General features: G+C 66.3%; 26 protein-coding genes and 1 tRNA gene. 18 read left to right on the top strand and 9 right to left on the bottom strand.

The window, feature by feature from the left end; translation table 11 throughout:
- The first annotated feature begins 87 nt into the window (after nucleotides 1-87).
- The 12 genes from napA (at nucleotide 88) to ccmI (ending at nucleotide 11,059) form a co-directional block, all read left to right on the top strand.
- Nucleotides 88-2,583: a periplasmic nitrate reductase subunit alpha gene (gene napA / locus BMY53_RS10565; RefSeq protein WP_092946288.1), complete on the top strand. Its 2,496-nt coding sequence runs from the start codon at nucleotides 88-90 to the stop codon at nucleotides 2,581-2,583.
- Nucleotides 2,584-2,677: 94 nt separating this feature from the next.
- Nucleotides 2,678-3,163: a nitrate reductase cytochrome c-type subunit gene (locus BMY53_RS10560; RefSeq protein WP_092946584.1), complete on the top strand. Its 486-nt coding sequence runs from the start codon at nucleotides 2,678-2,680 to the stop codon at nucleotides 3,161-3,163.
- Between the two features lie 85 nt (nucleotides 3,164-3,248).
- On the top strand, nucleotides 3,249-3,905 hold the full coding sequence (locus BMY53_RS10555; protein WP_092946286.1) for a cytochrome c3 family protein: 657 nt from the start codon (nucleotides 3,249-3,251) through the stop codon (nucleotides 3,903-3,905).
- On the top strand, nucleotides 3,902-4,618 hold the full coding sequence (ccmA, locus tag BMY53_RS10550) for a heme ABC exporter ATP-binding protein CcmA (protein ID WP_092946284.1): 717 nt from the start codon (nucleotides 3,902-3,904) through the stop codon (nucleotides 4,616-4,618). The genes BMY53_RS10555 and ccmA overlap by 4 nt, the downstream gene beginning before the upstream one ends.
- Nucleotides 4,615-5,367, top strand: coding sequence for a heme exporter protein CcmB (gene ccmB / locus BMY53_RS10545; protein WP_092946282.1), 753 nt, complete (start codon nucleotides 4,615-4,617; stop codon nucleotides 5,365-5,367). The genes ccmA and ccmB overlap by 4 nt, the downstream gene beginning before the upstream one ends.
- 61 nt (nucleotides 5,368-5,428) lie before the next feature.
- Nucleotides 5,429-6,232, top strand: a complete 804-nt coding sequence (ccmC, locus tag BMY53_RS10540; protein WP_177200822.1) for a heme ABC transporter permease CcmC — start codon at nucleotides 5,429-5,431, stop codon at nucleotides 6,230-6,232.
- Nucleotides 6,229-6,492, top strand: a complete 264-nt coding sequence (locus tag BMY53_RS10535) for a hypothetical protein (protein ID WP_092946280.1) — start codon at nucleotides 6,229-6,231, stop codon at nucleotides 6,490-6,492. The genes ccmC and BMY53_RS10535 overlap by 4 nt, the downstream gene beginning before the upstream one ends.
- Nucleotides 6,489-6,950 (top strand): cytochrome c maturation protein CcmE, encoded by a 462-nt coding sequence (gene ccmE / locus BMY53_RS10530; protein WP_092946278.1) that lies wholly within the window; start codon nucleotides 6,489-6,491, stop codon nucleotides 6,948-6,950. The genes BMY53_RS10535 and ccmE overlap by 4 nt, the downstream gene beginning before the upstream one ends.
- Nucleotides 6,947-9,121, top strand: a complete 2,175-nt coding sequence (locus BMY53_RS10525; RefSeq protein WP_092946276.1) for a heme lyase CcmF/NrfE family subunit — start codon at nucleotides 6,947-6,949, stop codon at nucleotides 9,119-9,121. Before ccmE ends, BMY53_RS10525 begins: the two co-directional genes overlap by 4 nt.
- A complete protein-coding gene (locus BMY53_RS10520) occupies nucleotides 9,121-9,639 on the top strand; it encodes a DsbE family thiol:disulfide interchange protein (protein ID WP_092946274.1) in 519 nt (172 codons plus the stop codon). Before BMY53_RS10525 ends, BMY53_RS10520 begins: the two co-directional genes overlap by 1 nt.
- Nucleotides 9,636-10,133 (top strand): cytochrome c-type biogenesis protein, encoded by a 498-nt coding sequence (locus tag BMY53_RS10515; protein ID WP_404947867.1) that lies wholly within the window; start codon nucleotides 9,636-9,638, stop codon nucleotides 10,131-10,133. The genes BMY53_RS10520 and BMY53_RS10515 overlap by 4 nt, the downstream gene beginning before the upstream one ends.
- Nucleotides 10,130-11,059 (top strand): c-type cytochrome biogenesis protein CcmI, encoded by a 930-nt coding sequence (gene ccmI / locus BMY53_RS10510; RefSeq protein WP_092946272.1) that lies wholly within the window; start codon nucleotides 10,130-10,132, stop codon nucleotides 11,057-11,059. Before BMY53_RS10515 ends, ccmI begins: the two co-directional genes overlap by 4 nt.
- Nucleotides 11,060-11,116: 57 nt before the next feature.
- Here the strand turns inward: ccmI and BMY53_RS10505 are convergent, their stop codons facing one another.
- Nucleotides 11,117-12,019: a LysR family transcriptional regulator gene (locus tag BMY53_RS10505; RefSeq protein ID WP_092946270.1), complete on the bottom strand. Its 903-nt coding sequence runs from the start codon at nucleotides 12,017-12,019 to the stop codon at nucleotides 11,117-11,119.
- 120 nt (nucleotides 12,020-12,139) lie between these two features.
- Here BMY53_RS10505 and BMY53_RS10500 point away from each other — a divergent pair, with 120 nt between their 5' ends.
- From BMY53_RS10500 to BMY53_RS10490, 3 genes are all read left to right on the top strand, one after another.
- Nucleotides 12,140-12,841, top strand: a complete 702-nt coding sequence (locus tag BMY53_RS10500; RefSeq protein ID WP_092946268.1) for a type 1 glutamine amidotransferase domain-containing protein — start codon at nucleotides 12,140-12,142, stop codon at nucleotides 12,839-12,841.
- Nucleotides 12,838-13,146 carry a putative quinol monooxygenase gene (locus BMY53_RS10495; protein ID WP_092946266.1) on the top strand — a complete coding sequence of 103 codons (309 nt, stop codon included), beginning with the start codon at nucleotides 12,838-12,840 and terminating at the stop codon, nucleotides 13,144-13,146. The genes BMY53_RS10500 and BMY53_RS10495 overlap by 4 nt, the downstream gene beginning before the upstream one ends.
- A 236-nt stretch (nucleotides 13,147-13,382) precedes the next feature.
- Complete coding sequence (locus tag BMY53_RS10490) at nucleotides 13,383-14,816, top strand: hypothetical protein (protein ID WP_143074024.1); 1,434 nt, start codon at nucleotides 13,383-13,385, stop codon at nucleotides 14,814-14,816.
- A 52-nt stretch (nucleotides 14,817-14,868) separates the two neighbouring features.
- On the opposite strand, the gene BMY53_RS10485 is transcribed toward BMY53_RS10490, so the two are convergent.
- The 6 genes from BMY53_RS10485 to petA all read right to left on the bottom strand — a co-directional run bounded on the left by BMY53_RS10485 (nucleotide 14,869) and on the right by petA (nucleotide 19,203).
- Nucleotides 14,869-14,944 (bottom strand) — tRNA-Thr (locus tag BMY53_RS10485).
- 90 nt (nucleotides 14,945-15,034) lie between these two features.
- Complete coding sequence (locus tag BMY53_RS10480) at nucleotides 15,035-15,622, bottom strand: ClpXP protease specificity-enhancing factor (RefSeq protein WP_092946262.1); 588 nt, start codon at nucleotides 15,620-15,622, stop codon at nucleotides 15,035-15,037.
- Nucleotides 15,623-15,635: 13 nt separating this feature from the next.
- Nucleotides 15,636-16,253 carry a glutathione S-transferase N-terminal domain-containing protein gene (locus BMY53_RS10475; RefSeq protein WP_058934185.1) on the bottom strand — a complete coding sequence of 206 codons (618 nt, stop codon included), beginning with the start codon at nucleotides 16,251-16,253 and terminating at the stop codon, nucleotides 15,636-15,638.
- A gap of 123 nt (nucleotides 16,254-16,376) precedes the next feature.
- The gene (locus BMY53_RS10470; protein ID WP_092946260.1) at nucleotides 16,377-17,159 is read right to left on the bottom strand and encodes a cytochrome c1; all 783 of its coding nucleotides are present in this window, start codon (nucleotides 17,157-17,159) and stop codon (nucleotides 16,377-16,379) included.
- Between the two features lie 25 nt (nucleotides 17,160-17,184).
- A complete protein-coding gene (locus BMY53_RS10465; protein ID WP_092946258.1) occupies nucleotides 17,185-18,585 on the bottom strand; it encodes a cytochrome b in 1,401 nt (466 codons plus the stop codon).
- Nucleotides 18,586-18,606: 21 nt separating this feature from the next.
- Nucleotides 18,607-19,203, bottom strand: coding sequence for a ubiquinol-cytochrome c reductase iron-sulfur subunit (gene petA, locus BMY53_RS10460; RefSeq protein ID WP_092946257.1), 597 nt, complete (start codon nucleotides 19,201-19,203; stop codon nucleotides 18,607-18,609).
- A gap of 217 nt (nucleotides 19,204-19,420) precedes the next feature.
- Here petA and mscL point away from each other — a divergent pair, with 217 nt between their 5' ends.
- Nucleotides 19,421-19,855, top strand: a complete 435-nt coding sequence (gene mscL / locus BMY53_RS10455; RefSeq protein WP_092946255.1) for a large conductance mechanosensitive channel protein MscL — start codon at nucleotides 19,421-19,423, stop codon at nucleotides 19,853-19,855.
- Nucleotides 19,856-19,976: 121 nt separating this feature from the next.
- Nucleotides 19,977-22,469 (top strand): DUF1631 family protein, encoded by a 2,493-nt coding sequence (locus BMY53_RS10450; RefSeq protein ID WP_255370131.1) that lies wholly within the window; start codon nucleotides 19,977-19,979, stop codon nucleotides 22,467-22,469.
- A gap of 95 nt (nucleotides 22,470-22,564) precedes the next feature.
- On the opposite strand, the gene pdxA is transcribed toward BMY53_RS10450, so the two are convergent.
- Both pdxA and BMY53_RS10440 read right to left on the bottom strand, forming a co-directional pair.
- Nucleotides 22,565-23,617 carry a 4-hydroxythreonine-4-phosphate dehydrogenase PdxA gene (gene pdxA / locus BMY53_RS10445; protein ID WP_255370130.1) on the bottom strand — a complete coding sequence of 351 codons (1,053 nt, stop codon included), beginning with the start codon at nucleotides 23,615-23,617 and terminating at the stop codon, nucleotides 22,565-22,567.
- Complete coding sequence (locus BMY53_RS10440; RefSeq protein ID WP_092946251.1) at nucleotides 23,614-24,366, bottom strand: Nif3-like dinuclear metal center hexameric protein; 753 nt, start codon at nucleotides 24,364-24,366, stop codon at nucleotides 23,614-23,616. The genes pdxA and BMY53_RS10440 overlap by 4 nt, the downstream gene beginning before the upstream one ends.
- Between BMY53_RS10440 and BMY53_RS10435 the strand changes: the two genes are divergently transcribed.
- A complete protein-coding gene (locus BMY53_RS10435; protein ID WP_177200821.1) occupies nucleotides 24,365-25,537 on the top strand; it encodes a S1C family serine protease in 1,173 nt (390 codons plus the stop codon). The two genes, BMY53_RS10440 and BMY53_RS10435, sit on opposite strands and share 2 nt — an antisense overlap.
- Nucleotide 25,538: the final 1 nt, after the last annotated feature.

Here is a 25,538-nt window from a genome sequence, read left to right as displayed (position 1 = left end):
CCTCCAGCCCCTCGGCCCGTCGGGTCACGGTAACAGGACCCCCCAGGACCGAACAGGGCCAACCAGGACTTCTACAAGGACCCCACCATGAGCACCCGTCGAGACTTTGTCCGCAACTCCGCCGCCGCTGCGGCCGGCGCCGTTGCCGGCATCCCGGTGCAGGCGCTGGCCCAGACGGGCAATGCCTATGCAGACGCCTCCTCCCTCACCTGGTCCAAGGCCCCGTGCCGCTTCTGCGGCACGGGCTGCGGCGTGCAGGTGGCGGTGAAGAACAACCGCGTGGTCGCCACTCAGGGCGACCCGGAGGCTGAAGTCAATCGCGGCCTCAACTGCGTCAAGGGCTACTTCCTCTCCAAGATCATGTACGGCGCGGACCGGTTGACCACACCGCTGCTGCGCATGAAGGACGGCCAATACGCCAAGGACGGGGAGTTCGCACCCGTCAGCTGGGACAAGGCCTTCGATGTGATGGCCGAGCAGTTCAAGCGCGTGCTCAAGGCCAAAGGCCCGGAGGCTGTGGGCATGTTCGGCTCCGGGCAGTGGACGGTCTGGGAGGGGTATGCCGCCGTCAAGCTGATGAAGGCCGGCTTCCGCTCCAACAACATCGACCCCAACGCCCGCCACTGCATGGCCTCCGCCGTGACCGGCTTCATGCGCACCTTCGGCATGGACGAGCCCATGGGCTGTTATGACGACATCGAGAACGCCACTGCCTTTGTGCTGTGGGGATCCAACATGGCCGAGATGCACCCGGTGCTGTGGACCCGCGTCACCGACCGCCGGCTCAGCGGCCCGGATGTCAAGGTGGCCGTGCTCTCGACTTTCGAGCACCGCTCCTATGAACTGGCCGACATCGAGCTGACCTTCAAGCCACAGACCGACCTGGCCATCCTCAACTACATCGCCAACCACATCATCACGACGGGCCGGGTCAACAAGGACTTCGTCAACAAGCACACCAACTTCAAGCAAGGCAATGCGGACATCGGCTACGGCCTGCGCCCGGAGCACCCGCTGCAGAAGGCGGCCAAGAATGCTGGCGACCCCAATGGCGCCAAACTCATCACCTATGACGAGTTCGCCCGCTTCGTCAGCAAGTACGACCTGGACTACACCGCCGATCTGACCGGTGTTCCCAAGAACCGGCTCAAGGCACTGGCCGAGCTCTATGCGGACCCCAAAACCAAGGTCGTGTCGTTCTGGACCATGGGCTTCAACCAGCACACCCGCGGCACCTGGGCCAACAACCTCGTCTACAACATCCATCTGCTGACCGGCAAGATCTCCACGCCAGGCAACAGCCCCTTCTCGCTCACCGGCCAACCCTCAGCCTGCGGCACGGCACGCGAGGTGGGCACCTTCTCCCACCGCCTGCCCGCCGACATGGTGGTGACCAACCCCAAGCACCGTGCCGAAGCGGAACACCACTGGAAGCTGCCGGAGGGCACCATCCCGCCCAAGCCCGGTTTTCATGCGGTGCTGCAAAACCGCATGCTCAAGGATGGCAAGCTCAATGCCTATTGGGTGATGGTCAACAACAACATGCAGGCCGGCGCCAACATGATGGAAGAGGGTTATCCGGGTTATCGCAACCCGGAAAACTTCGTGGTCGTCTCCGATGTCTACCCCACCGTCACCGCCATCTCGGCCGACCTGATCCTGCCCACCGCGATGTGGGTAGAAAAGGAAGGGGCTTACGGCAATGCCGAACGCCGCACCCATTTCTGGCATCAGCTCGTCACCGCACCCGGCGAGGCCCGCTCCGACCTCTGGCAATTGGTCGAATTCTCCAAGCGCTTCACCGTCGAGGAGGTGTGGCCCAAGGAGCTGATCGACAAGAAACCCGAGCTGCGCGGCAAGACGCTGTATGAAGTGCTCTTTCGCAACGGCCAGGTGGACCGCTTCCCCATGGCCGAGGTGGACAAGGCCTACCGCAACGACGAAGCGCAGGCCTTCGGCTTCTACCTGCAAAAAGGCCTGTTCGAGGAATACGCCGGCTTCGGACGCGGCCACGGGCACGACCTGGCCCCGTTCGACGCCTATCACGCCGCCCGCGGGCTGCGCTGGCCGGTGGTCAACGGCAAGGAAACCCGCTGGCGCTACCGCGAGGGCGAGGACCCCTACGTGAAGGCCGGCACTGGCTTCCAGTTCTATGGGCATCCGGACGGCAAGGCGGTGATTTTCGCCCTGCCCTACGAGCCCCCGGCCGAAGCACCTGACAAGGACTTCCCGTTCTGGCTCTCCACCGGGCGGGTGCTGGAGCACTGGCACTCCGGCTCCATGACCCGGCGCGTGCCGGAGCTGCATCGCGCCGTTCCCCATGCCTACTGCTACATGCACCCGGACGACGCCAAGGCGTTGGGCGTGCGGCGCGGCTCGGAAGTGGAAATCGAGTCGCGACGCGGCCGCATGCGGACCCGGGTCGAGACCCGCGGGCGCAACAAACCGCCACAGGGTCTGGTCTTTGTGCCCTGGTTCGACGCCAGCGTGCTCATCAACAAGGTGACGCTGGACGCGACCGATCCGATTTCATTGCAGACCGACTTCAAGAAGTGTGCCGTCCGCATCAAGAAAGTGGCGTGACCCTGCCGGGTGACCCTCCAAGCAAAGGAATTCAATCATGAGCGCCCCCCGTTTATGGCGTGCCGCCCTGCGCAAGCTGGCCATTGGTTGTGCAATGACCGGCGCCCTGTGCATGGGCCTGATGGCCGGCATCGCCGCCGCACCCCAGCAGGCCCGGCCGCAGCCGCTGGTCGATGCCGCCCGTGGCCCCACCGCCATCCCGGATTCCACCAAGCCCCCGGTGATGGGCAACCAGGTGAATGACGACCTGCGCCGCACCCGCAACTACGCGCAGCAGCCGCCGGTGATTCCGCACCGGGTGGATGGCTACCAGATCGACAAGAACTTCAACAAGTGTCTGGACTGCCATGCACGGGCCAAGACCACAGTGTCCCAGGCGGTGCCCGTCAGCATCACGCACTACATCGATCGGGATGGCCACCCGCTGGGCCAGGTCTCCACCCGCCGCTACTTCTGCATGCAGTGCCATGTGCCGCAGGACCCGGTGCAGCCGATCGTGCCCAATACCTTCCAGGACATCGACACCGTCATCCAGCAGTCGCCCACCGGCAACCGCCCGGCGGCGCCTGCGCGCAAATGAAGGGGCGCGCCAGGCGGCCGCCTTCATGCCGTGACCGCCACCACCGCCTCAACGTCATTACAGCCATCGGCTGCAGGACCACCACATGCTGCAACTCCTCAAGCGCTACTGGGTAGTCATCCGCCGCCCCAGCGTGCATTTCAGCCTGGGCTTTCTCACCCTGGGCGGTTTCATCGGCGGGGTGATCTTCTGGGGTGCCTTCAACACCGCCATGGAGCTCACCAACACCGAGGCCTTCTGCACCGGCTGCCACGAGATGCGTGAGAACGTCTACGCCGAGCTCAAGAGCACCATCCACTACACCAACCGCTCAGGTGTCCGTGCGATCTGTTCCAACTGCCACGTGCCGCACAACTGGACCGACAAGATTGCCCGCAAGATGCAGGCCTCCAAGGAGGTCTGGGGCAAGATCTTCGGCACCATCAGCACCCGCGAGAAATTTGTGGACAAGCGGCTGGAACTGGCCCAGCACGAGTGGGCCCGGCTCAAGGCCAACGACTCGCTGGAATGCCGCAACTGCCACAACTACGACTCCATGGACTTCACCCGGCAGAGCATCCGGGCGCAGAACATGCACTCGACCTATCTGGCCAGCAAGGAAAAGACCTGCATCGACTGCCACAAGGGCATCGCGCATCACCTGCCACATATCCCGCCCGGCGAATCCCCAACGGACACCGCCGGGCAGGCGGTCCCCGGCAAGGATGAGGCGCACACCATGCCGGAGGCGCAGAAGCCATGACGCCTGCCCGGCCACTGCCGCCCACCGCCCCCGGCCCGTTGCTGCTGGTGCAGCGGGTCTGCGTGCGGCGCGGTGGCCGGCTGCTGCTGCGCGACATCAGCTTCTCGGTGGAGCCCGGTGAGGTGACCCAACTCCAAGGCGCCAACGGCAGCGGAAAAAGCAGCCTGCTGCGCGTGCTGGCCGGCCTGGTTCCGGTGGAGGCCGGCTCGCTGACCGGCCCGGCCGCTCCCTGCGTGGCCGCCGACCAAAGGCCCGACCGCGCCTATCTGGGCCACCACAATGGGCTGAGCCCGGAACTGACCGCCCGGGAGAACCTGATGCTGGGGTTGAGAATGGAAGGCGGCCCCAGGTCGGCGGCGGGGGCGGCCCCTGCTTCCCACCAGGCATCCACCCAGGCGGCACTGGCCCGGGTCGGTCTGGCCCATGGCGCCAACATGCCGGCGCGGCGGCTCTCGCAAGGCCAGCAACGCCGGTTGGCTCTGGCCCGGCTGAGCCTCGCTCCTGGGAGGTTGTGGCTGCTGGACGAGCCGCTCAACGCGCTGGACACCCAAGGCGAAGCCATGTTTGCCGAGCTGCTGCACCGCCATCTGGCCAGCGGCGGCGCCGCAGTCATCGCCACCCATCAGCCGTTACCGGCCCCCGCCCATCACACGCTCAGGCTGACCGCCGCCGTGTCCAGCGCACGTCAGACCACTGATGTGTTGACCCCATGAACACCGCCGTACACGCGACCGACGAGCGACCTGCACCGGCCGCCTTGCCCACAGGCGCCGCACCGCCGCCTTCAGTGCCCGGCCCGGCTGCCAGGGTCTTTGCGCTGATCCAGCGCGAATGGCTGCTAACCCTGCGCCGCCCGTCCGATGTGCTGTGTGCGCTCATGTTCTTCCTGGTGGTGGGCGCCCTGTTTCCGTTGGCCGTTCCTCCGGATGCCGCACTGCTGAAGGCGCTCGGCCCCGGTGTGCTCTGGGTGGCGGCCCTGCTGTCGATGATGGTGTCGCAGTACCGCCTTTTCGAGGCCGACCTCGCACACGGTTGCCTGGAGCAGTGGCTGCTGGTGCCGGCCGGGGCGCTGGCCGTGGTGATGGCCAAGGTCTGCAGCCATTGGTTGTTCAGTGGCCTGTCGCTGGTCATCGTCGCCCCGGTGTTGGCGCTTCAATACGGCCTGTCCCCTGCGGCCATCGGCACGCTGGCGCTTGCGCTGCTGCTCGGCACCCCGACGCTTTCGCTGCTCGGCGCACTCGGTGCGGCGTTGACCCTGGGGCTGCGGGGCCACGTGTTGCTGATGCTGCTGGTGCTGCCCCTGGCCGTGCCCACGCTGGTTTTTGGCAGCAGCGCGGTGGCGGCGGCCGAGCAGGGCATGGACACCACGGTCCACTTCAGCCTGCTGCTGGCCTCCTTGCTGGTGGCAGCGGTCTGCGGGCTCTGGGGCGCCAGCGTGGCCTTGAAGATGGCGGTCGAATGATGTTCACCCTCACAACACCAGCCGCACAGGCGGCGCCGTTTCCCTGCACAAAGGAGGCGGCATGACCGTGCTGGACCGGACGGCGCCCGTTGGCCCCTCACACGCACGCCGGGTGTTGCCCCGCTGGCGGCAGCTCGCGGCACCGCAGGTGCTGTACCGCTGGGCCGGCCCGCGCATCCCCGTGCTGTTCACGGTGGCCGCCGTGCTGGCCATCGCCGGGCTCTGGCTGGGTTTCATGGTGGCGCCCACCGACCACCAGCAGGGCGAGGTCTATCGCCTCATCTTCCTGCATGTGCCGGCCGCCTGGATGTCCATGCTGCTCTACCTGGCGGCAGCGCTGCATGCCGGCCTTGGCCTGGTCTACCGAACCAAGTCCTCGCCGCTGATGGCGCGGGCACTGGCGCCCACTGGCGCGGTGTTCACCGTCATCGCACTCTGGACCGGTGCCGTCTGGGGCAAACCCACCTGGGGCACCTGGTGGGTCTGGGATGCACGTCTGACCTCCGAACTGGTGCTGCTGTTTCTTTATCTCGGCTACATGGCGCTGGTGGAAGCCATCGAAGACCCACGCCGCGCCGACACGGCCGGCGCGGTGCTGCTGCTGGCCGGTGTGATCAACATCCCGCTGATCTACTTCTCGGTGCAGTGGTGGAGCACGCTCCATCAGGGCGCCTCCATCCGCTTCGATGCCGCCCCCAGCATGACCCGCACGATGCTCGCCGGCCTGTTGCTGATGACGCTGGCCTGCTGGGCCTACGCCGCCGCCGCGACGCTGGCCCGCGTCCGCGTGCTGATCGGGCAGCGGGCCGCGCTGCAGGCACGTGCCGATGCGCCTGCCGAAGCCACTCTGGAATCGACATCATGAGCCATACCGACTTCCTGCTCCTGGGCTACGCCATCCCTGCGCTGCTGGTCCTGGCCGAACTGATGCTGCTGGCGCAACAGCGCCGTCACCAGGGGCATGCCGATGGCGAGACGTGGCCCCCTGGCAGCGGGGATGCCGATGGCGACGACGGCATGGACGCCGACATGGATGGGGACATGGCTCGCGACATGGATGCCGGCCGGCCCATGGGCAACACCCCGTGGATCTCCACGGCCTCCACCGAGGCGCATTCGCCATGAAGCCCCGCCACCGTCGTCTGCTGATGATCGTGCTGGCCCTGGCCGCGCTGGCCACGGCCACCGCGCTGGTGCTGCGCGCACTCAACGCGAACGTCATGTTCTTCTTCAGTCCTTCGCAGGTCCATGCCCGGGAAGCACCCCGCCAGGCGGCATTCCGTCTGGGTGGGCTGGTCGAGCCCGCATCGCTGCAGCGCGGCGGAGATGGCATGACCGTGCGCTTCGTGGTGACCGACCAGGTGCAACGTGTGCCGGTGCAGTACCGGGGCATCCTCCCCGACCTGTTCAAGGAGGGCAAGGGCGTGGTGGCTGCGGGCCGGCTGGACGAGCACGGCAACTTCGTCGCCACCGAAGTGCTGGCCAAGCATGACGAGAACTACATGCCGCCCGAGGCCGCCGCCGCACTGGCCGATGCCCACCGAAACGGCGTTGGCCAGAATCAGAAGGGGTTGCAGCCATGATGCCGGAACTCGGTGTTTTTGCGCTCATCCTGGCGCTGCTCGTGGCGGTGGTGCAGAGCACCCTGCCGCTGGCGGGGGCCACCTGGGGCGTGGAAGCCTGGATGCGGCTGGCACGGCCCTGCGCCGTGCTGCAATGCCTGCTGTGCCTGTTGGCCTTCGGTGTCTTGGCCCATGCGGCGGTGCAGTCCGACTTCTCGGTGCTGTATGTGGCGGCGAACACCCACCGCGAGCTGCCCTGGATCTACCGCTTCACGGCCACCTGGGGCAGCCATGAAGGGTCGATGCTGCTGTGGCAGACCCTATTGTCGTGCTGGGGCTGCGCCGTGGCCTGGCGCAGCCAGCAGTTGCCCGGACCGTTCGCGGCGCGCGTGCTGGCGGTGATGGGCTGGATGGGGGTGGCCATGCTGCTGTTCCTGCTGGCACTCTCCAACCCCTTCGCCCGCCTGCTGCCGGCGGCTCCTGAGGGCCGCGACCTGAACCCGCTGCTGCAGGACCCCGGCATGGTCTCCCACCCGCCCTTGCTTTACATGGGCTATGTGGGTTTTGCCGTGCCCTTTGCCTTCGCCATCGCGGCGCTGCTCACCGGCCGGCTGGATGCCGCCTGGGCGCGCTGGTCCCGCCCCTGGACGCTGCTGGCCTGGAGCTTTCTCACCGTGGGCATCCTGCTGGGCAGCGCCTGGGCCTACAGCGTGCTGGGCTGGGGCGGCTGGTGGTTCTGGGACCCGGTGGAAAACGCCTCCTTCATGCCGTGGCTCACCGGCACGGCGCTGCTGCACTCGTTGATCGTCACCGACCAGCGTGCGGCCTTCCGCAGTTGGACTGCACTGCTGGCCATTGCGGCGTTCTCGCTCAGCCTGCTGGGCACCTTCCTCGTGCGCTCCGGCGTGCTGACCTCGGTCCACGCCTTTGCCGTGGACCCCGGCCGCGGCCTGTACATCCTCGTGCTGATGGCCCTGGTGGTGGGCGGTTCGCTGCTGCTGTTTGCGTGGCGGTCGTCCGCCGTGGGCGCGGGTGGCCGCTTTGGCATGGTCTCGCGGGAGTCGCTGCTGCTGGTGAACAACGTGCTGTTCACCTCCGCCGCGCTCGCGGTGCTGCTGGGCACGCTGTATCCGCTGGCCCTGGATGTCCTGCGCGGCGACAAGATCTCGGTGGGCCCGCCTTACTTCGAGGCCGTGTTCCTGCCCCTGGTGGTGCCGGCGCTGATGCTGATGGGCATCGGCCCACTCGCCCGCTGGAAACGTGCCCCCTGGCCGGACCTGCGCCGTCAGATGCGGTGGGCCGTGGTGCTCAGTGGCGGCTGCGCAGTGGTCGTGAGCGTGACCGTGGGCCGCGACGCTACCGGCTGGACACCACTGGCGGCCTTTGGCGTGGTGCTGGGCGCATGGTGCCTGGGCTCAACGCTGGCGCACGCCTGGCAGCGGCTGCGGCCATCCGACATCAGCGACGACGCATCCCCGGCACGGCGATTGCTTCAACGCATGCGTCGGCAACCCGCCTCCTGGTGGGGCATGCTGTCCGCGCATGCTGGCGTCGGGGTGTTTGTGCTGGGCGTGACCTTTGCGAGCGGCTTTGAGGAACGCCGGGAAATCGAGCTCCCCACAGGCGGCTCCGCCGACGTTGCAGGCTTCAGCTTCCACCTCAAGGGTTTCGACACGGTCGCAGGCCCGAACTACGACAGCGTGCGCGCCACGGTTACCGTCACCCGCAGCGCTTCCCCCGGCGAGATCCTCGCCACGCTTCATCCGGAAAAGCGGGTATTCCGCGCGGACGGCACCGCCCTCAGTTGGCCCGCCATCACCACCGGTGTGCAGCGCGACCTGTTCGTGGTGCTGGCCGACCCGACCGAGGACGGCCGCTGGGGCATGCGGCTGCAGGTCAAGCCTTGCATGGCCTGGCTCTGGGCGGGGGCCGGGCTGATGGCACTGGGTGGGTTGCTGGCCGTGGCGGACCGCCGTTATCGGCTGGCACGCCGTGAGCGGCCCGCGCCGACGCGGGCGGACGTCAGCGCGGCCGCCAATCCAGACGTCGGTCCGGACGTCACCCCGGGCTTTAGTCCTGGCGTCAGTCCAGGCGTTATTCCAGCGCCCCTTCCGGTATTGGCGCCCCGGCCTGCGCTGCAAGCGTTGCCGGCGAACGGCCGTAGCGCTTCTCTGCGCCAGGAAGGTCTGTGATGCGCATCTTCATCACACTCGCAGCCGTGGTGGCCCTGGTGCTGATGCTGGCCATGGGCCTCACGCGGGACCCGCGCGCCTTGCCCTCCGTGCTGCTGGACCAGCCGGCCCCGGAGTTCCAGCGCCCGCTGCTTGGCGACCCGTCGCAACAGCTCTCCAGCACCGCATTGCGCGGCCATGTCTGGCTGCTCAATGTGTGGGCCTCCTGGTGTGGCCCGTGCCGCGAGGAGTTGCCCGGCCTGCGCCAGTGGGCTCAGCTGGACGGTGTCACCGTTTATGGGTTGAACTACAAGGACAAGCCGGAGGCGGCGCAGGCGATGCTGACCAACATCGGCAATCCCTATCGCGCCTCGGCGGTGGACGCGGATGGCCGCGTGGGCATGGATTACGGCGTGCAAGGCGTTCCGGAGACCTTCGTGATCGATGCGCAAGGGCGCATTCGCTACCGCCATCAGGGGCCCGTCACGGAGGCCATCTGGCGTGAGCGGCTGATGCCGGTCATCCGGAGCCTGCAATGAGCGGCAGTCGGCCGTTGCGCATGTCGTGGCGCTGGATGGTGGGGGCCATGATGGCTGCGCTATGGATCGGGTCGGTCCCCGCAGCCACGCCAGCGCCCAGTGGCGACACGCTCGCCGCCCGCGAATTTCGCCTTGCGCACGAACTTCGCTGCGTGGTCTGTCAGAACCAGAGTCTGGCGGAATCCAACGCGCCCTTGGCGGCGGACATGCGCACCGTCATCCGTGAACAATTGCAGGCCGGACGGTCGGATGCGCAGGTCATCGCCTTCTTCGAGCAACGCTACGGGGCGTTTGTCAGCTATACCCCACCCTGGCGCCCCTCCACCTGGTTGCTGTGGCTGGGGCCCTTCTTGATTGCGTTGACCGGTCTGGTGGTGCTGGTACGGGCGCTTCGTCGCCACCAAGCCACCGACATCCCGCCGACGCCGCAAGACCAGGAGCGCCTGCAGCGCTTTCTGGGTGAGCGCCGCGTCGATGAAAGCATTGCGCCATGACTGACATCCTGCCCCTGTGGGCCTGCGCCCTGGCCCTGCTGCTGGTGGTTCTGGGCACGCTGCTGTTCGTGTTGCTGCGCGAAGGCGGCACTGCGGCCAACAAACAGGCCGACGAAGACCGCATGCGCTCCCTGTTCCTCACGCGGCGCCAGGAGCTGCGGCAGGCGCTGCACGGCGATGCGCTGTCTCAAGCACAGCGCGAGCTGGACCAGCAATTGATCGAATGCCTGGGCGAGCCCGACGCCTCACCACGCCCGGCCCGCTGGTTCTCGGCGGGATGGACACGCATCGGTGTTGCCGCGGTGCTGAGCTTTGGCCTTCCGCTGGCCGCACTGGCGCTGTATCTGCAGGTCGGCGACCCGCGCGCCGCCATTGCCGCCGTCCAGCCAACGGTGCCGCCTCACCCGGTGGAAGGTGCCGATGTGAATGGCATGGTCGAGCGTCTCACCCAGCGCCTGAAGCAGCAACCGGCCGACCTGGAGGGCTGGATGGTGCTGGCACGTTCGCTGGAAGTGATGGAGCGTTATGGCGACGCCAGTGAGGCCTACCGCCGCGCGATCGTGCTGGCTTCAGCGCCGGATCAGGCCTGGCTGCGCGCCAAGCTGAATGCGGATCTGGCCGATGCGCTCGGCTCCGCGCAAGCTGGCGCTCTCACCGGGCCGGCCCTGGAGGCCATTGATGCGGCGCTGGCACTGGACCCGAATCAGCCCAAGGCACTGGCATTGGCCGGCACGGCCGCTGCTGCGCGGGGCGATCTGGCGCAGGCGCGCCATCACTGGGGCCGGCTGCTGACGGTGCTGGAGCCGGGCTCCGACCTGGCCGCGCGGGTCAGTGCCGATCTGGCGGCGCTCGGTACGCCATCGGCCGCTGCTCCTGCTGCAGCCAGCGATGTCCGTCCTGCAGCCTCGTCCGTGACGCGTTTTTGATGCGACTGTGATGCGGCCAAGATGCCACCGTGACACCACCGTGATGCGCTCAGCGCTTCACAGCCCCCCGCCGCCCACCGAAGTCAGCAAGAAATCCCGCAGCAGTCGCGCGCTGTGCCCGATCTGTTTCGAGTGCACCAGATAGATATCCAGCGCGGCAGTCTCTGCCTGCGGCAGCACCCGCACCAGCTCGCCTGACGCAATGAGCGTGGCGGCGTCATAGGCCGGCAGGCGGGCGATGCCCTCCCCCGCCAGAACGAAGGCCAGCCGGGAGGCGGCGCTGTCGGTCACGACGTCCCCACTGATGGGCACCTCATGCGGCTCACCGTTCACCCGCACGTTCAGCGAGCGCTGACTGGGCGGATAAAGCACCCACCGATGCTGCTGAAGCTCCGCCACCGACTCCGGCGCCTTGTGACGCCGCAGATAGCTGGGCGCCGCGCACAGCAGCGTGGCCTCATGCACCAGCAAGCGGGCGTGCAGTGACGAATCAGGAAGCGGGCCGGCACGCACGGCCAGCTCAATGCCCTTCTGCACCAGATCGACCGTGGTGTCGGTCATCTGCACCTGCAAGCGGATGGCCGGATACCGGCGCCGGAATTCCAGCAGCGCCGGAAGAATGCGCTTACTGCCGAAGTGATGCGAACAGGTCAGCCGCGCCTCGCCCTGCGGTTCCGCGCGCAGCAGCTCCATGCCGCGCAACCCGTCCAGCGCTTCGTCCACCATGCGCTCGCAGTGCACCCGAAAGGCTTCGCCCGCTGGCGTCAGGCTGAAGCTGCGGGTGCTGCGCTGCGCCAGCGGAACCCCCAGGCGCTCCTCCAGCGCACGGATGTGGTGGCTGACCACGGCACGGGTCAGCCCCAGCTCACGCGCGGCAGCGGCAAAGCTGCCGCTGCGCACCACCGTCGCAAAAACGGCCATGGCGCGAAGTTCATCCAGGAGGGGGCGTGCGGCAGACATGGCCTATTGTCTCAATTGATAAGCCAATAGGTCAAACGGCGCGCATCTACCGGAGCGGGGACTATCGTCCTAAATTAACACCTGTCCGAGCCCTACGGCTCACCCACCCAGGAGATCACCATGAGCGTCAAGCATGTCTTGTTTGTTTTGACAAACGCCAGCGAAATCGGCCCCCATCAGCGCCCGACCGGCTACTTCTTCCCCGAAGTGGCGCATCCGTTCGAAGTGTTTGATGAGGCCGGCATTGCGGTGGAATACGCCTCGCCGCTGGGCGGCACGCCGCCGGAAGACGGCTATGACGACACCGATCCGGCGCAACGCGCCTTCCGCAACAGCAGCGCCATCCGGCGGATGGCTCGCAGCCGCAAGTTGTCCGAAGTGGATGTACGGGATTACGACGCCGTCTTCTTCCCGGGCGGCCTGGGCCCCATGGTCGATTTCGCCAAGGACCCGGACGTGAAGCAAGCGGTGCTGCGCGCCTGGAACGCCGGCAAGATCGTGGCGGCCGTCTGCCACGGCCCTGCGGCGCTGCTCGGCGTCACGCTGGAGGACGGCACACCGCTGGTGCGCGGGCGTCGCCTGACGGCCTTCTCCAACGCGGAGGAAGAGCATTACGCCAAGGCGGATGTACCGTTCAGCCTGGAGGACGCCCTGCGTGCCGAAGGCGCGGACCACGTCAGCACAGACCCGTGGCAGCCCCACGTGGTGGTGGATGGCCGACTGATGACGGGCCAGAACCCCGCCTCCGGCGGCGCGCTGGCCAAGGAAATCGTGGCGGCGCTGCGCCAGGCGGATGTTGCTTCGCAGGAAGCTGCGGCATGAGCACGCGGGACGACATCATCGTTGTCGCCCGCTGGGAGACCACGCCGGAGCACCTGCCGGCGGTGCTCCAGGCGGCCGGTGAGATGCGCCGCCAGTCGTTGGCCGAACCGGGCTGCCTGAGCTACGAGGTGTTCCAAAGCCCGGACAGTGCCACCTCCTTGCTGCTGCTGGAGCGCTACCGGGACGATCAGGCGCTGGAGGCTCACCGCAATGCCAGCCATTACACGGCCTTGGTCGTGCGCCAGATCGTTCCACTGTTGACCAGCCGGCAAGTGGAATTGCTGCAGGGGCGGAACACCGCTTGAGTGCACTCGGAAGCGCGGGGCCTGTCACGGGAGACCGTCGTCAGGCCCCGGGCCTGACGTTCATGCGCGGTGCAGCGGCAGCACCCCGGCAGTTGTTCACGGGAACACGGCGCGCGTCACGCCATTCCCCCCGAAGAGCGAAGAGCACCCCGGCGACACGGTCTATCGTCTCGTGTCTTTCACGTTAACGAATGTGAAATTGCCGGCGTTCGGCAGTTTCATGCCGACCACAGCGTATGCAGTTGCTAACTTCTCGCCCTTCCTACGCCTCCGCACCGGTGGCCTCCGCACTCGTGGCCCCCACGCTGGTGGCCCTCTTCGCCGCCGTCGCGATGCCCGCCTATGCCGGGAACCTGGATGCCGAAGGCCGCATCTTCACCCGCTGGGATTTCCCCGATGGCCTCCCCTTCCTGGGCACCGGCAGCAAGATGGAAAGCCGCTTGAGCGAGCGCTGGGCCGAGGCGCTGGCCCGGGGCGGATTCGAGCCCGTGGGGGAACCCAAGACCAACTCGAAAGGCGAACGCTACGTCCTGATGCTGAGCGCTGCGCTGCCCGTGCCCGTGAGCGCGCTGCCACCGGGCATGGAGAAACAGGTCTGGTATGAGTACTGGATCCGCACCATCACCACGCCGGAGGGCGCCACGCCCGAGAAGTTCACCAGCAGCGGTAGCCGTTACCTCATCCGCTGCGAACCACTGACCGTGATGGGGCTCGGATCGGCCTACTTCGCCAATGGGGACAGCACTGGCCAGCCCAACAAGGTCTACGCCTTCTACCGCAGCCCCATGGACCTCTCCGGCGCTGCCATGAACCTGCCCGGGCACAAGCAGGCGGCGGAGCGAAGCTGTAGCCAGGAGATGGCCGAAGCCACCGAGAAGCGGACCGCTGACAACGTGCGTGATCTGCTGGAGCGCATGGAAGACATGCAGAAGATCATGGCCGTGCGGATGCGCAAGGCCTTGCCGCCCGGAGGCGCCAGCTCGGCGCCGGCCAGCAGCGACAGCAACGGCAGCACCAGCAGTACCGGCAGTACGGACAGCCCGGGCGAGACGCCCTCCGGCCTGTTCGCCCTGATGCAGGACCCGACCCTGTTCGACGAACAAGGCCAACCCCGCCCTGCCCGCATCCGGCTGTATGGCGCCAACGGCGGCGGGGCCTACCTGCACAAGGGTGTGGCCTGCTACAGCGACGACACCGAAATCCAGGTGGCCGGCGGCTTGGCCAGCTCATTCAAGTCATTGGTAGGCGCCACGAGTAATCTCTCGATCGGCATGCCGGCGACTGAACTCTCGCGCAGCGTGGAGGCTGGCGGTTGGAACATGGGGGCCAAATGGTTCTATCAGGAACACGCGATTCCTGCGGGTGAACCGACCACGGTGCGCATCGGCACGCCGGCCTGCCAGATGACCTCGGGCTCGTTCATTGCGGTGCCAGGCGTTGATTACGAAGCCAAGAACGTGCGGGCGGCCGAAAAGGGCCTGTGCATGATGACCGTCAACCGCATCCTGCCCAATGGAGACCTGAAGCCGGTGCCGATCACCGCGGCCTCGCGTTGCGTGCCGGGGGCAGCGGCGGCAAAGCCTGCGCTGGATGTGCCGAGGGATGGGCCGAAGGATGGGCCGAAGGAATTGCCGAAGCAAGGCCCTTCGGCGGCAGCGGCGGTGAACTGACAGCCCAAAGAAAAACGGGACCAAGCCCAAAGGCTTGATCCCGTTTACTTTTTGGTGCCGGCTATCGGATTCGAACTGATGACCTACCGCTTACAAGGCGGTTGCTCTACCAACTGAGCTAAGCCGGCACGCTGAAAACTGTTGCCGTTGAGTTCAGTTCCTCAACGGCAGGCCCGCATTCTAGACGCAGTCCAGAGGGCCTCAAGGCGAGTTGCGCGTTATTTCACTCGCTTCAGCGCCGGACGACCACCCGACGGCGCGCCGCCAGGATCGTCGTCCCCGCTGCCATCGTCCCCACTCGCGTTGCCGCGGGGGGTGGGCACCGGCGTCGGCTGGGACGGGACCTCGGGCTTGGCACCCGCCGTCTCGCCATCCGCCTCGGTGGCCAGGCGCAGCCCACGCGGGGCGGCCGCAGCAGCAGGTGCGGCCGCAGACGGCCGGTGCGCAGCCGCAGCCCCCTCCTCCGCCGAAGGCGGCGGAAAGGCCATGCCCTGCCCGTTTTCACGGGCATAAATGGCCACCACATGATCCACCGGCACGATGATCTCGCGCGCCGAGCCGCCAAAACGAGCCTTGAACTGGATCAACTCGTTGCCGAGATCCAGATTGCTGGTCGCCTCAAAACCGACGTTGAGCACAATTTCGTTGTTGCTCACGTATTCCAGGGGCACCTGCACCGTACGGTCTACGTGAACCGCGATGTAGGGCGTGAAACCGTTGTCGGTGCACCACTCGTGCAGGGCGCGGATCAAATAAGGCCGCGTCGAGCTGGCGGCAGTGCCGCCGCCATCCTTGCTGTCGTCCATGACTGGCAGTGTATTACTTGCGCATCACCTTCTCGGACGGCGTCAGCGCCTCGATATAGGCCGGACGCGAGAAGATGCGTTCGGCGTACTTCAGCAGCGGCAGGGCGTTCTTCGACATGTCGATGCCGTAGTAGTCCAGACGCCACAGTAGCGGGGCAATGGCCACGTCCAGCATGCTGAAGTCGTCGCCCAGCATGTACTTGTTCTTCAGGAAGATCGGGGCGAGCTGGGTCAAACGGTCGCGGATCTGCGCACGTGCCTTTTCCAGCTGCTTTTCCGTCGGCTTGACGGGCTGGCCACGGTTTTCCAGGATGTTGACGTTGGCGAACAGTTCCTTCTCGAAATTGAAGAGGAACAGACGCACACGTGCACGGGCCACCGGGTCCCCAGGCATCAGCTGCGGATGCGGGAAGCGTTCGTCGATGTACTCGTTGATGATGTGCGATTCGTACAGGATGAGGTCGCGCTCCACCAGGATGGGCACCTCGTTGTACGGGTTCATCAGTGCGATGTCTTCAGGCTTGGCGAAGAGATCAACGTCCCGGATCTCGAAGTCCATGCCCTTCTCGAACAAGACGAAACGGCAACGGTGCGAATAAGGGCAAGTCGTTCCGGAATAAAGCACCATCATGGCAGTGGACTCCTGATCGAAGCCGCGAGGCTTCATCGTTTTCTAACCAAACAAAAGGCAAACGCAGTGGAGCCTTTCAGCACCCACTGCGCGGGAGGACCCGGCCGAGGCCGGATCATCGACTTACTTGACGTCCTTCCAGAAGGAGGCGTTCAAGCGCCACGCGAATACGGTAAACACCAACAGGAACAGCACCACGACCACGCCGAGACGGAATCGCGTGCCCTGGGCCGGTTCGCCCATCCATTGGAGATAGGCCACCAGATCGGCAACCGACTCGTCGAATTCTTGCGGCGACAACGTCCCGGGGGTCACCTGCTCGAAACCGGCGAAGACCTGCGTGACCTTGTGATGGTCATGCGGATCCGGTCGATCCTCGAACTTGGCGGTGCGGACACCCTGGAGCTCCCACAGCACATGTGGCATTGCCACGCTGGGGAACACGAGATTATTCCATCCCGTGGCCTTGGTATCGTCCCGATAGTATTTTCGCAGATACGTGTAGAGATAGTCTGCCCCCGAACCTTTGCTGCCATCCGCCTTGGCACGGGCGATGACGGTGAGGTCGGGCGGGGCCGCGCCGAACCAGGCCTTGGCCTGCTTGGGATCGAGGGAAACCTTCATGGTTTCACCCACTTTTTCCCCCGCAAACAGCAGATTGGCCTTGATTTGCTCGTCGGTCAGTTGCAGGTCCTTGAGGCGGTTGTACCGCATGTAGGACGCAGAATGGCAGTTCAGGCAATAGTTCACGAACAACTTGGCGCCGTGCTGTAGCGCGGCCACGTCGTTCATCTTGGCGACAGGGAAGCGGTCCCATTCGACGCCGCCTTCGTTGGCCTGCGCCGCCGGCACCAGGGCCGTCCCCAGTGCCAGGGACGTCACCAGCAGGGCGATGAGTTTCTTCATTCTTCGACTCCGTGACGTTCGCAGCTCAGTGCGGGTGGAAGGTGACGCGGTCAGGCACCGGCTTGAAGGTGCCCAGACGGGTCCACCACGGCATCAACAGGAAGAAGCCGAAGTAAAACAGCGTGCCCACCTGGGAGACGAGGGTGAAGAAGTCCGACGGGGCCAGCGTGCCCAGCACCCCGAGGATGAGGAACACCACCACGAAGACGATGTACAACCCCAGGTGCCAGCCCGGCCGGTAGCGGATGGACTTCACCGGGCTGCGGTCCAGCCAGGGCAGGAAGAACAGGATCACCACGGCACCGCCCATCACCACCACGCCCCAGAACTTGGCGTCGATCGAGAGCAGCAGGGCGATGGCGACCAGCCCCACCGCAGCGGTGATGACCTTGCCCAGACCGGAGAAGCGGCCGCGCAGCACCGTCAGCACCACGCCCGCCGCCACCAGCACGCACAGCACCTTCACCATCACATCGGTGGTGGCGCGCAGCATCGAGTAGAACGGCGTGAAGTACCAGACCGGCGCGATGTGCGGCGGCGTCTTCAGCGGGTCGGCCGGGACGAAGTTGTTGTACTCCAGGAAGTAGCCGCCGAACTCTGGCGCAAAGAACACCACGGCGGAGAAGGCCATCAGGAAGATGCCCACGCCGAAGATGTCGTGCACCGTGTAGTACGGATGGAAGGGGATGCCATCCAGCGGCACACCACGGGCGTCCTTGGTCGCCTTGATCTCCACGCCATCCGGGTTGTTGGACCCCACCTCGTGCAGCGCGATGATGTGGGCCACCACCAGGCCGATCAGCACCAGCGGCACTGCGATGACGTGGAAGCTGAAGAAGCGGTTCAGTGTGGCGTCACCCACCACAAAATCCCCGCGGATCATCAGCGCCAGGTCCGGGCCGATGACGGGCACGGCGGCGAACAGGTTCACGATCACCTGCGCCCCCCAGTAGGACATCTGCCCCCAGGGCAGCAGATAGCCCATGAAGGCCTCCGCCATCAGGCACAGGAAGATGGCGCAACCGAAGATCCAGACCAGCTCACGAGGCTTGCGGTAGGAGCCATAGAGCAGGCCGCGGAACATGTGCAGGTAGACGACCACGAAGAACGCGGAGGCCCCGGTGGAATGCATGTAGCGGACCAGCCATCCCCAGGGGACATCCCGCATGATGTACTCGACCGATGCAAAAGCCAGCGACGAATCGGGCTTGTAGTGCATCACCAGGAAGATGCCGGTGACGATCTGGATCACCAGCACCAGCAGGGCCAGCGAGCCGAAGATGTACCACCAGTTGAAGTTTTTCGGAGCGTAGTACTCCGACATGTGCTCCTTGAACAGCTTGGATGCGGGAAAACGGTTGTCCACCCACGTCAGGAGCTTGGCACCTAAAGGGGCGCCGGCGGGTGCTTCCTTGAATTCAGCCATGTTGTCTGCCTCGGTCCGGGGTTAGGCTTTCTTGTCTTCACCGATCAACAACTTGGTGTCGGACAGGTACATGTGGGGCGGCACTTCGAGGTTGTCCGGTGCGGGTTTGTTCTTGAACACCCGCCCGGCCATGTCAAAGGTGGAGCCGTGGCACGGGCAGAGGAAACCGCCGTGCCAGTTGTCCGGCAGCGAGGGCTGTGCACCGGCCTGGAACCTGTCGCTGGGCGAGCAGCCCAGGTGGGAGCAGATGCCGACCACCACGAGGTATTCGGGCTTGATGGAACGCCACTCGTTCTTGGCGTACTCGGGCATGGGGAACGCCTTGCGGTCGGACGAGGGGTCGGCCAGCTCGGGGTCGTTGCCCTTGAGACCACTCAACTGGTCTGGCGTACGACGAACGATCCAGACCGGCTTGCCCCGCCATTCCACGGTGAGTTTCTCACCGGGGGCCAGGCCTCCCACATCCACTTCTACTGCAGCGCCGGCCGCCTTGGCCCGCTCGGACGGGGCGAAGGTGCTGACGAATGGAACCGCTGTTGCCACACCGCCTACGGCGCCAGCACAACCAGTGGCGATGATCCAGTTGCGCTTGCCTTTGTCCACTTGCTGGTCACTCATGAGGGTCCTTAAACGGAGCTTTCTGGGAACTTCCAGGGAACTTCTGATAGGGGGCAACCAAAGATTCTAGGCATGAAAAACCACCTTGACTCTAAGGCGCTCTACCGATGTGCATGAGCGCACCAAGTTGACATTTGTCGTGGCGCGAAGCCCGTTAGGATGCTTGGCTTGCGGCGCAGTGCCGCGCGTTCAAACACCTGATGCAAGGAGCAAGGGCATGGGCTTTCTTACCGAGTTCCGCGAGTTCGCGGTCAAGGGCAATGTGATGGACCTGGCCGTCGGCGTGATCATTGGCGGCGCTTTCGGCAAGATCGTCGACTCGGTGGTCAAGGATCTGATCATGCCGCTGGTGGGCAAGGTGGTCGGGGGGCTCGATTTCAGCAACTACTTCATCATGCTGAGCGCCCCGCCGGCCAACTACACCGGCCCGCTCACTTATGAGGCGCTGACCAAGGCCGGCGTGCCACTCTTTGCCTACGGCAGCTTCCTGACCGTGCTGCTTAACTTCTTCATCCTGGCCTTCATCATCTTTTTGATGATCAAGCAGGTGAACCGCCTCAAGCGAGCCACCCCGACCAAACCGGCCGTGGAACCTGATGACGTGAAGCTGCTTCGCGAAATTCGTGACGCCTTGATTCGTGACAAAGCGTAAAGCCTTCTAAAAACGTCAGCTTTTGCGCGAAGACCGTGCGGGTCCCGCCCGAGTGGGGGGCTTGCATGGACGATACTTCATGCTGTGGTGTGGTCACCACAATGCGCGCCCTGATGGATCCATGAACCGTCTCAATCCCCACCTCGACGCCGCCCTGCAGCGCGTGCGCACGGCGGTGGAACAAGCCGCCGAGCGCGGAGCCGAAGGCCTGGGCCTCGCCGCCCTGTCCGCTGGACAGGCGAAGCGGCGGGATGCGCTGTTGTCTGCGCAATTCATCTTCCGCAAGCAGCAGGCCCTGTTCTCGCAGCGCTTTGACCAGTCCATGCGCCGGCAGGCCGAGGACACCAGCAGCCCGCCCGCCCCCGGCGCCCACAAGAACACCCAGTGGGATGAACTCTCACTGATGGATGACGACCAGGTCAATGCCCTGGTCGCGGCCGACCGCATTGGGCTGGCCATCGGCCACCAGAGTGAGTGGGAGCTGCGGGAGGTCGATGGTTATATCGGCAGCATCCCCGGCATGGCCGGCAAGGAAGACCGCCATCCCCTGCGCCCGCAGAATATTGCCCAGGCCCTGATTGACGGGGTGTACGCCGTCACTGATGACAATGACACCCGTCAGGTCCTGATCGACGAACTCACCCGCGCGCTGGCCCAGGAAATGAAGGCCTGCTATGCGGACATCGCCAACATGTTCCGCACCCGCGGCCTGCGCCCGCAGGACATGCGCGTGCGGGCCGGCGACTCCTCGCGGGGCCAGTCCTTGCGCGGCGGCATGGGTGGCAACAGCGCGCATGCGCCGCTGCAGACCGACAGCCGCTTCGCCACGCAGCCTGGCGCCCTGAACAGCCACAGTGGCCCGCACGGGTTCCCCACCCGCCCGGGTGGCCTGGGCGGGATCGGCGGCGGCCACGGCGGGATGGGTGGTGGCGTCGGCGGCCAGAGTGGTCATGGCGCCTTTGCGGGCGGCTATCCCCTGGTGGGCGGCGTGGACCCGCAACTCATGGACCTGCTGCGTCGGCTGGCCCAAAGCCCATTGCCCGCACTAGGCGGGGGCATGGGTGGTGGCCTGAGCGGGCCCATCACCGGTGGCATGCCCCTGGGCGGCCTCGGCACGCCCAGCCAGTGGCAGCACTGGGAAGGTGACACCGTCGGGGCCGGTGGCCCGATGATGGAAGGCGTCCCGCTGGTCCTGCCGCCCAATCTCATCCACATGCACCGGGATGAGTTGCGCCAGGCCGCCAACGGCTCGCTGGACCACATGGTCATCGACGTGGTGGCCGGTCTGTTCGACCAGATCCTGTCCGACCCCAAGCTGCCACCGCTGATGTCGCAGCAGATTGCACGCCTGCAGCTGCCGGTGCTGCGTGCGGCACTGGGCGACCGGACCTTCTTCTCCTCGCGGCGCCACCCGGTGCGCCGCCTGGTCAACCGCATCGCCTCGCTGGGCGCCGCCTACGACGACTTCAACGAGGACCCGGGTAAATCCTTCCTCGCGCTGGTGCGTGAACTCATCCAGGACATCGTCAGCGGCGACTTCGACCGCATGGACCTGTATGACGCCAAGCTCAACCAGGTCGAGCAGTTCATCGCGGAGCAGACGGCGACGTCCCTGAAGTCGCACGGCGACGCCGCCGGCCTCGTCGAACGCAAGGAAACAGAGCTCCGTCTGCAGCAACGCTACATGCAGCAGCTGCAGCAGGCCATGGCCAATGTGGACATGCGCGAGTTCCTGCGCGTGTTCCTGACCAAGACCTGGAGCGAGGTGCTGGTGCACGCCTCGCGGCATCCTGACCTGGATGCCGGCCTGGTGGACCGGCTGCGCAACATGGGCCGGGACATCGTCCTGTCGGTCCAGCCCAAGACCTCGCCGCAGCAGCGCCAGGCCTTCCTGGCTTCGCTGCCGGTGCTCATGCGCACGCTCAATGAGGGGCTGGACCTGGTCCGGTGGCCTGAGTCGGAACGCAAGAAGTTCTTCGCCGAGCTGCTGCCGGCCCATGCGGATTCGCTCAAGGGCCAGGCCCTCAGCCCGCTGGAATACAACCTGCTGGCCAAGCAGCTGGAAACCGTCTTCGGCATCGCGCCGCCGCGTGAGCAGGACCTGCCGGCACAGGCGCCGCTGGACCTGGACCTCACCGAACGGCTCACTGACGAGGAAGCCCGCCGCCTGGGCCTGGTCGATGACCATCAGGTGGATTGGGACGGCCAGATCGACATCGACCTGACCGCCGAGGAACAGCGCCCGCTGATGGCGGTGGACATCAGCATTGATGGTCTGCCGCCCGCCGATGAGGCGCCCGAACCGGCCGCCGGCGTGCTGCTGCTGGAGCATCTGCAACTGGGCTTCGCCTACCAGATGCACCGTGACGGCAAATGGATCAAGGTGCGGCTGGCCCACATCAGTGGTGGCCGCAGCTTCTTCATCTTCACGCATGGTGACCGTCACCATGGCACGCTGACCATGACCTCGCGCATGCTGCGCAAGATGTGCGAGAGCAGCCGGTTGCGAGCGTTTGAGAGCGCCTATCTGCTGGAACGCGCCACGGCGCGCGCCCGCAAGCAACTGGCGGCGCTGAGTGCTGGGGCTGGGGCTGGCGCCAGCGCCAAGGCCTGACAGACGGACAGTCGGACAGAGTCGGAAAGATTCGGACAGAGGGACTGCCGGACAGACACTGATGGCCTGTCCGCCAGCGAGACTATTACCCCGTCTCAGGCCCCTGCCAGCGCCCCACTCAGTTGACGTGCCATCCGGATGGCAGCGGCCGTGCTGGACGGGTCCGCCCGGCCCGTGCCGGCGATATCGAAGGCGGTGCCGTGGTCCGGGCTGGTCCGCACCAGGGGCAGGCCCAGCGTCACGTTCACCCCATCCTCCACGCCCAGGTATTTCACGGGGATCAGCCCCTGGTCATGGGTCATCGCCACCACGGCATCGAACTCGCCCGGGTGAGCCGGGGGCGCATGGCGGGCCCGCATGAAGATGGTGTCCGGGGCAAAGGGGCCCGTGGCGTTGATGCCCAATGAACGGGCCTGCGCGATCGCTGGCGTGATGTGCTGGATCTCCTCGTCCCCAAACAGCCCCCCCTCCCCTGCATGCGGATTCAGGCCCGCCACGGCGATGCGTGGCGCGTCAATACCGGAACGCCGCAGCGCGGCATCGGTGATGCGCAAGGTCTGCAGCACACGGCCGGTGGTGATCATGTCCACCGCCTGGCGCAAGGCCACATGGATGGTCACCAGCACCACCCGCAACTGGTCGTTGGCCAGCATCATGCGCACCGGCGGCACCTGGCCCTGCGCGTCCACGCACAAGGCCTGCAGCATCTCGGTGTGGCCCGGGTACGGGACCCCGGCCGCATGCAGCGCCTCCTTGTGGATGGGCGCGGTGACCAAGGCGCTGGAGCGCCCTGCCCGCTGCTCTGCCACCGCCGCCTCGATGCAGCGCGCCGCCGCCGCGCCCGCCACGCCGCTGATCCGGCCCACGGGTTGGTCCAGCAGGCCGGCAGGCAAGCCCGGCGGCTGCCACACCGGCAGACAGTCCGGCGGCGCCTCGTCGTCAGGCGCCGTCAACCGGGCCACCGGCAGGGACAGGCCCAGCACGCCGATGGCGCGCCGGAACACGCCCACGTCGCCGACCAGCCGCAGGTCCGTGCCACGATCCGCCGCCCAGGCCGCCACCGCCACCTCGGGCCCGATGCCGCAGGCGTCCCCCATGGTGATGAGCAATGGCGGGCGGTCGGGGTTCACTGCAGTCCCTGTGTTCATGCTGGATTCGGGATGTCGATGAACTGGTACTGCAGGCCCAGCTTCTCCGCCACCTGCTGCCCGAGCGCCTGCACGCCATATCGCTCGGTGGCATGGTGGCCAGCCGCGATGAAGGCCACCCCGGTCTCGGCCGCGTAGTGCGCCTGCGGCTCCGAGATCTCGCCTGTGATGAACACGTCCGCGCCAGCGGCAATGGCCGCTTCAAAATAGCCCTGTGCCCCACCCGTGCACCAGGCCACACGCCGCAGGGGCCGCCCATCGCCCACCGCCTGCACGGTGGCCCGCCCCAGGCGCTGTTCGATGTGATGGCTCAGCGAGGGCAGGTCGGCCAACGCGGTAGGCAACTCGCCGATGGCACCCAGGTCCTGCTCACCGAAGTGCCCATCGGACGCCCACCCCAGGTGCCGCGCCAACTGCGCGTTGTTGCCCAGTTCAGGATGCGCATCCAGCGGCAGGTGATATGCGAACAGGTTGATGTCGTGCGCCAACAGGCGGGACAAGCGCTGCTTCATCCAGCCGACCACACGGCCGTCCTGGCCGCGCCAGAACAATCCGTGGTGCACGAGGATGGCGTCCGCCCCCGCCTCGATGGCCGCGTCAATCAGCGCCAGGCTGGCCGTCACCCCACAAACAAGGTGCCGGATCTGCGCCTTGCCCTCGACCTGCAGACCGTTCGGCCCATAATCCTTGAAGCGCGAGGGCTCCAGTGTGGCGGCGAGCAGCCGCTCCAGCTCCGTGCGTTGTGCCATGACAGGGTCTCAATTGCGTCAAACCTGGCTGATTTTCGCCCAGGCCACCACCGTGGCGCTGGCAGGCTATTTTGTAGTGGGCACACTGAAGCCGGAATGGCTGCATCAGGGCCCCTCCGTGCTGGCCACCTTGCCCGCCGCCATGGGGGCGCCGCCGCGGGCGGCCGTGCAGTTCAGCTACGCGGCGGCGGCTCAGGCCGCCTCGCCCGCCGTGGTGGCCGTGCTCGCCAACAAGCCGGCGCTCACCCAGCGCGAGATCGATGCAGACCCCTGGCTGCGCTTTCACTTTGGCCGGCGCATTCCCCAGCGCCAGCAGACCGGCCTGGGCTCCGGCGTCATCGTCTCGCCGGAAGGCTATGTGCTGACCAACAACCATGTGGTGTCGGGCGCCACCGAGATCCGGGTGCAGTTGCCGGATGGCCGCGAAACCTCGGCCAAGCTGGTGGGCACCGACCCCGAAACCGATCTCGCCGTGCTGCGCATCGAACTGGCCCCACCCTTGCCGGTGATCCATCCCGGCCGCGCCGAGGACCTGCAGGTGGGCGATGTGGTGCTGGCCATCGGCAACCCGTTCAATGTGGGCCAGACGGTCACCTCGGGCATCGTCAGCGCCCTGGGACGCTCCCAACTGGGCCTGAGCACCTTCGAGAACTTCATCCAGACCGACGCCGCCATCAACCCCGGCAACTCCGGTGGCGCCCTGGTGGACGCCCAGGGACGGCTGGTGGGTATCAACACGGCCATCTATTCCCGCACGGGCGGCGGCAGCCTGGGCATCGGCTTCGCGATTCCGGTGGATTCGGCCTACCAGGTGCTGGAGGCGCTGATCAAGGACGGCAAGGTCAGCCGGGGCTGGATCGGGGTGATCACCGGCGATGTGAACCCGGAAGTCGTGGAGATGCTGCACCTCACCGTCGACCAGGGCGTGTTGGTGAAGGAAGTCTTCCGGTCCAGCCCGGCGGCCAAGGCCGGTGTGGAAGCCGGGGACGTGGTGACGGAGGTGGCCGGCAAACCGGTGCGCTCGCCCCGTGAGCTGATCAACGTGGTGGCCGCCTTGAAACCGGAGAGCCAGGTGACGCTGCAGGTGCAGCGCGGCAAGCAAAACCTCAAGCTGCCGCTGCAGGTGGGGCTGCGCAAGCCGCTCAGCGAAGAGGGCTCACCGGAAGAGTGAG

Origin of the sequence: Roseateles sp. YR242 (assembly GCF_900109745.1) — a bacterium.
GTDB lineage: Bacteria > Pseudomonadota > Gammaproteobacteria > Burkholderiales > Burkholderiaceae_C > Roseateles.
The sequence above is the reverse complement of the archived record's forward strand: the minus strand, read 5'-3'. Positions and strand labels throughout refer to the sequence as shown.

Excerpts from the sequence above, each read along its gene's own strand:
- napA (WP_092946288.1), top strand. The coding sequence starts at position 88 with ATGAGCACCCGTCGAGACTTTGTCCGCAACTCCGCCGCCGCTGCGGCC.
- BMY53_RS10560 (WP_092946584.1), top strand. The coding sequence starts at position 2,678 with ATGACCGGCGCCCTGTGCATGGGCCTGATGGCCGGCATCGCCGCCGCA.
- BMY53_RS10555 (WP_092946286.1), top strand. The coding sequence starts at position 3,249 with ATGCTGCAACTCCTCAAGCGCTACTGGGTAGTCATCCGCCGCCCCAGC.
- ccmA (WP_092946284.1), top strand. The coding sequence starts at position 3,902 with ATGACGCCTGCCCGGCCACTGCCGCCCACCGCCCCCGGCCCGTTGCTG.
- ccmB (WP_092946282.1), top strand. The coding sequence starts at position 4,615 with ATGAACACCGCCGTACACGCGACCGACGAGCGACCTGCACCGGCCGCC.
- ccmC (WP_177200822.1), top strand. The coding sequence starts at position 5,429 with ATGACCGTGCTGGACCGGACGGCGCCCGTTGGCCCCTCACACGCACGC.
- BMY53_RS10535 (WP_092946280.1), top strand. The coding sequence starts at position 6,229 with ATGAGCCATACCGACTTCCTGCTCCTGGGCTACGCCATCCCTGCGCTG.
- ccmE (WP_092946278.1), top strand. The coding sequence starts at position 6,489 with ATGAAGCCCCGCCACCGTCGTCTGCTGATGATCGTGCTGGCCCTGGCC.
- BMY53_RS10525 (WP_092946276.1), top strand. The coding sequence starts at position 6,947 with ATGATGCCGGAACTCGGTGTTTTTGCGCTCATCCTGGCGCTGCTCGTG.
- BMY53_RS10520 (WP_092946274.1), top strand. The coding sequence starts at position 9,121 with ATGCGCATCTTCATCACACTCGCAGCCGTGGTGGCCCTGGTGCTGATG.
- BMY53_RS10515 (WP_404947867.1), top strand. The coding sequence starts at position 9,636 with ATGAGCGGCAGTCGGCCGTTGCGCATGTCGTGGCGCTGGATGGTGGGG.
- ccmI (WP_092946272.1), top strand. The coding sequence starts at position 10,130 with ATGACTGACATCCTGCCCCTGTGGGCCTGCGCCCTGGCCCTGCTGCTG.
- BMY53_RS10505 (WP_092946270.1), bottom strand. The coding sequence starts at position 12,019 with ATGTCTGCCGCACGCCCCCTCCTGGATGAACTTCGCGCCATGGCCGTT.
- BMY53_RS10500 (WP_092946268.1), top strand. The coding sequence starts at position 12,140 with ATGAGCGTCAAGCATGTCTTGTTTGTTTTGACAAACGCCAGCGAAATC.
- BMY53_RS10495 (WP_092946266.1), top strand. The coding sequence starts at position 12,838 with ATGAGCACGCGGGACGACATCATCGTTGTCGCCCGCTGGGAGACCACG.
- BMY53_RS10490 (WP_143074024.1), top strand. The coding sequence starts at position 13,383 with ATGCAGTTGCTAACTTCTCGCCCTTCCTACGCCTCCGCACCGGTGGCC.
- BMY53_RS10480 (WP_092946262.1), bottom strand. The coding sequence starts at position 15,622 with ATGGACGACAGCAAGGATGGCGGCGGCACTGCCGCCAGCTCGACGCGG.
- BMY53_RS10475 (WP_058934185.1), bottom strand. The coding sequence starts at position 16,253 with ATGATGGTGCTTTATTCCGGAACGACTTGCCCTTATTCGCACCGTTGC.
- BMY53_RS10470 (WP_092946260.1), bottom strand. The coding sequence starts at position 17,159 with ATGAAGAAACTCATCGCCCTGCTGGTGACGTCCCTGGCACTGGGGACG.
- BMY53_RS10465 (WP_092946258.1), bottom strand. The coding sequence starts at position 18,585 with ATGGCTGAATTCAAGGAAGCACCCGCCGGCGCCCCTTTAGGTGCCAAG.
- petA (WP_092946257.1), bottom strand. The coding sequence starts at position 19,203 with ATGAGTGACCAGCAAGTGGACAAAGGCAAGCGCAACTGGATCATCGCC.
- mscL (WP_092946255.1), top strand. The coding sequence starts at position 19,421 with ATGGGCTTTCTTACCGAGTTCCGCGAGTTCGCGGTCAAGGGCAATGTG.
- BMY53_RS10450 (WP_255370131.1), top strand. The coding sequence starts at position 19,977 with ATGAACCGTCTCAATCCCCACCTCGACGCCGCCCTGCAGCGCGTGCGC.
- pdxA (WP_255370130.1), bottom strand. The coding sequence starts at position 23,617 with ATGAACACAGGGACTGCAGTGAACCCCGACCGCCCGCCATTGCTCATC.
- BMY53_RS10435 (WP_177200821.1), top strand. The coding sequence starts at position 24,365 with ATGACAGGGTCTCAATTGCGTCAAACCTGGCTGATTTTCGCCCAGGCC.
- BMY53_RS10440 (WP_092946251.1), bottom strand. The coding sequence starts at position 24,366 with ATGGCACAACGCACGGAGCTGGAGCGGCTGCTCGCCGCCACACTGGAG.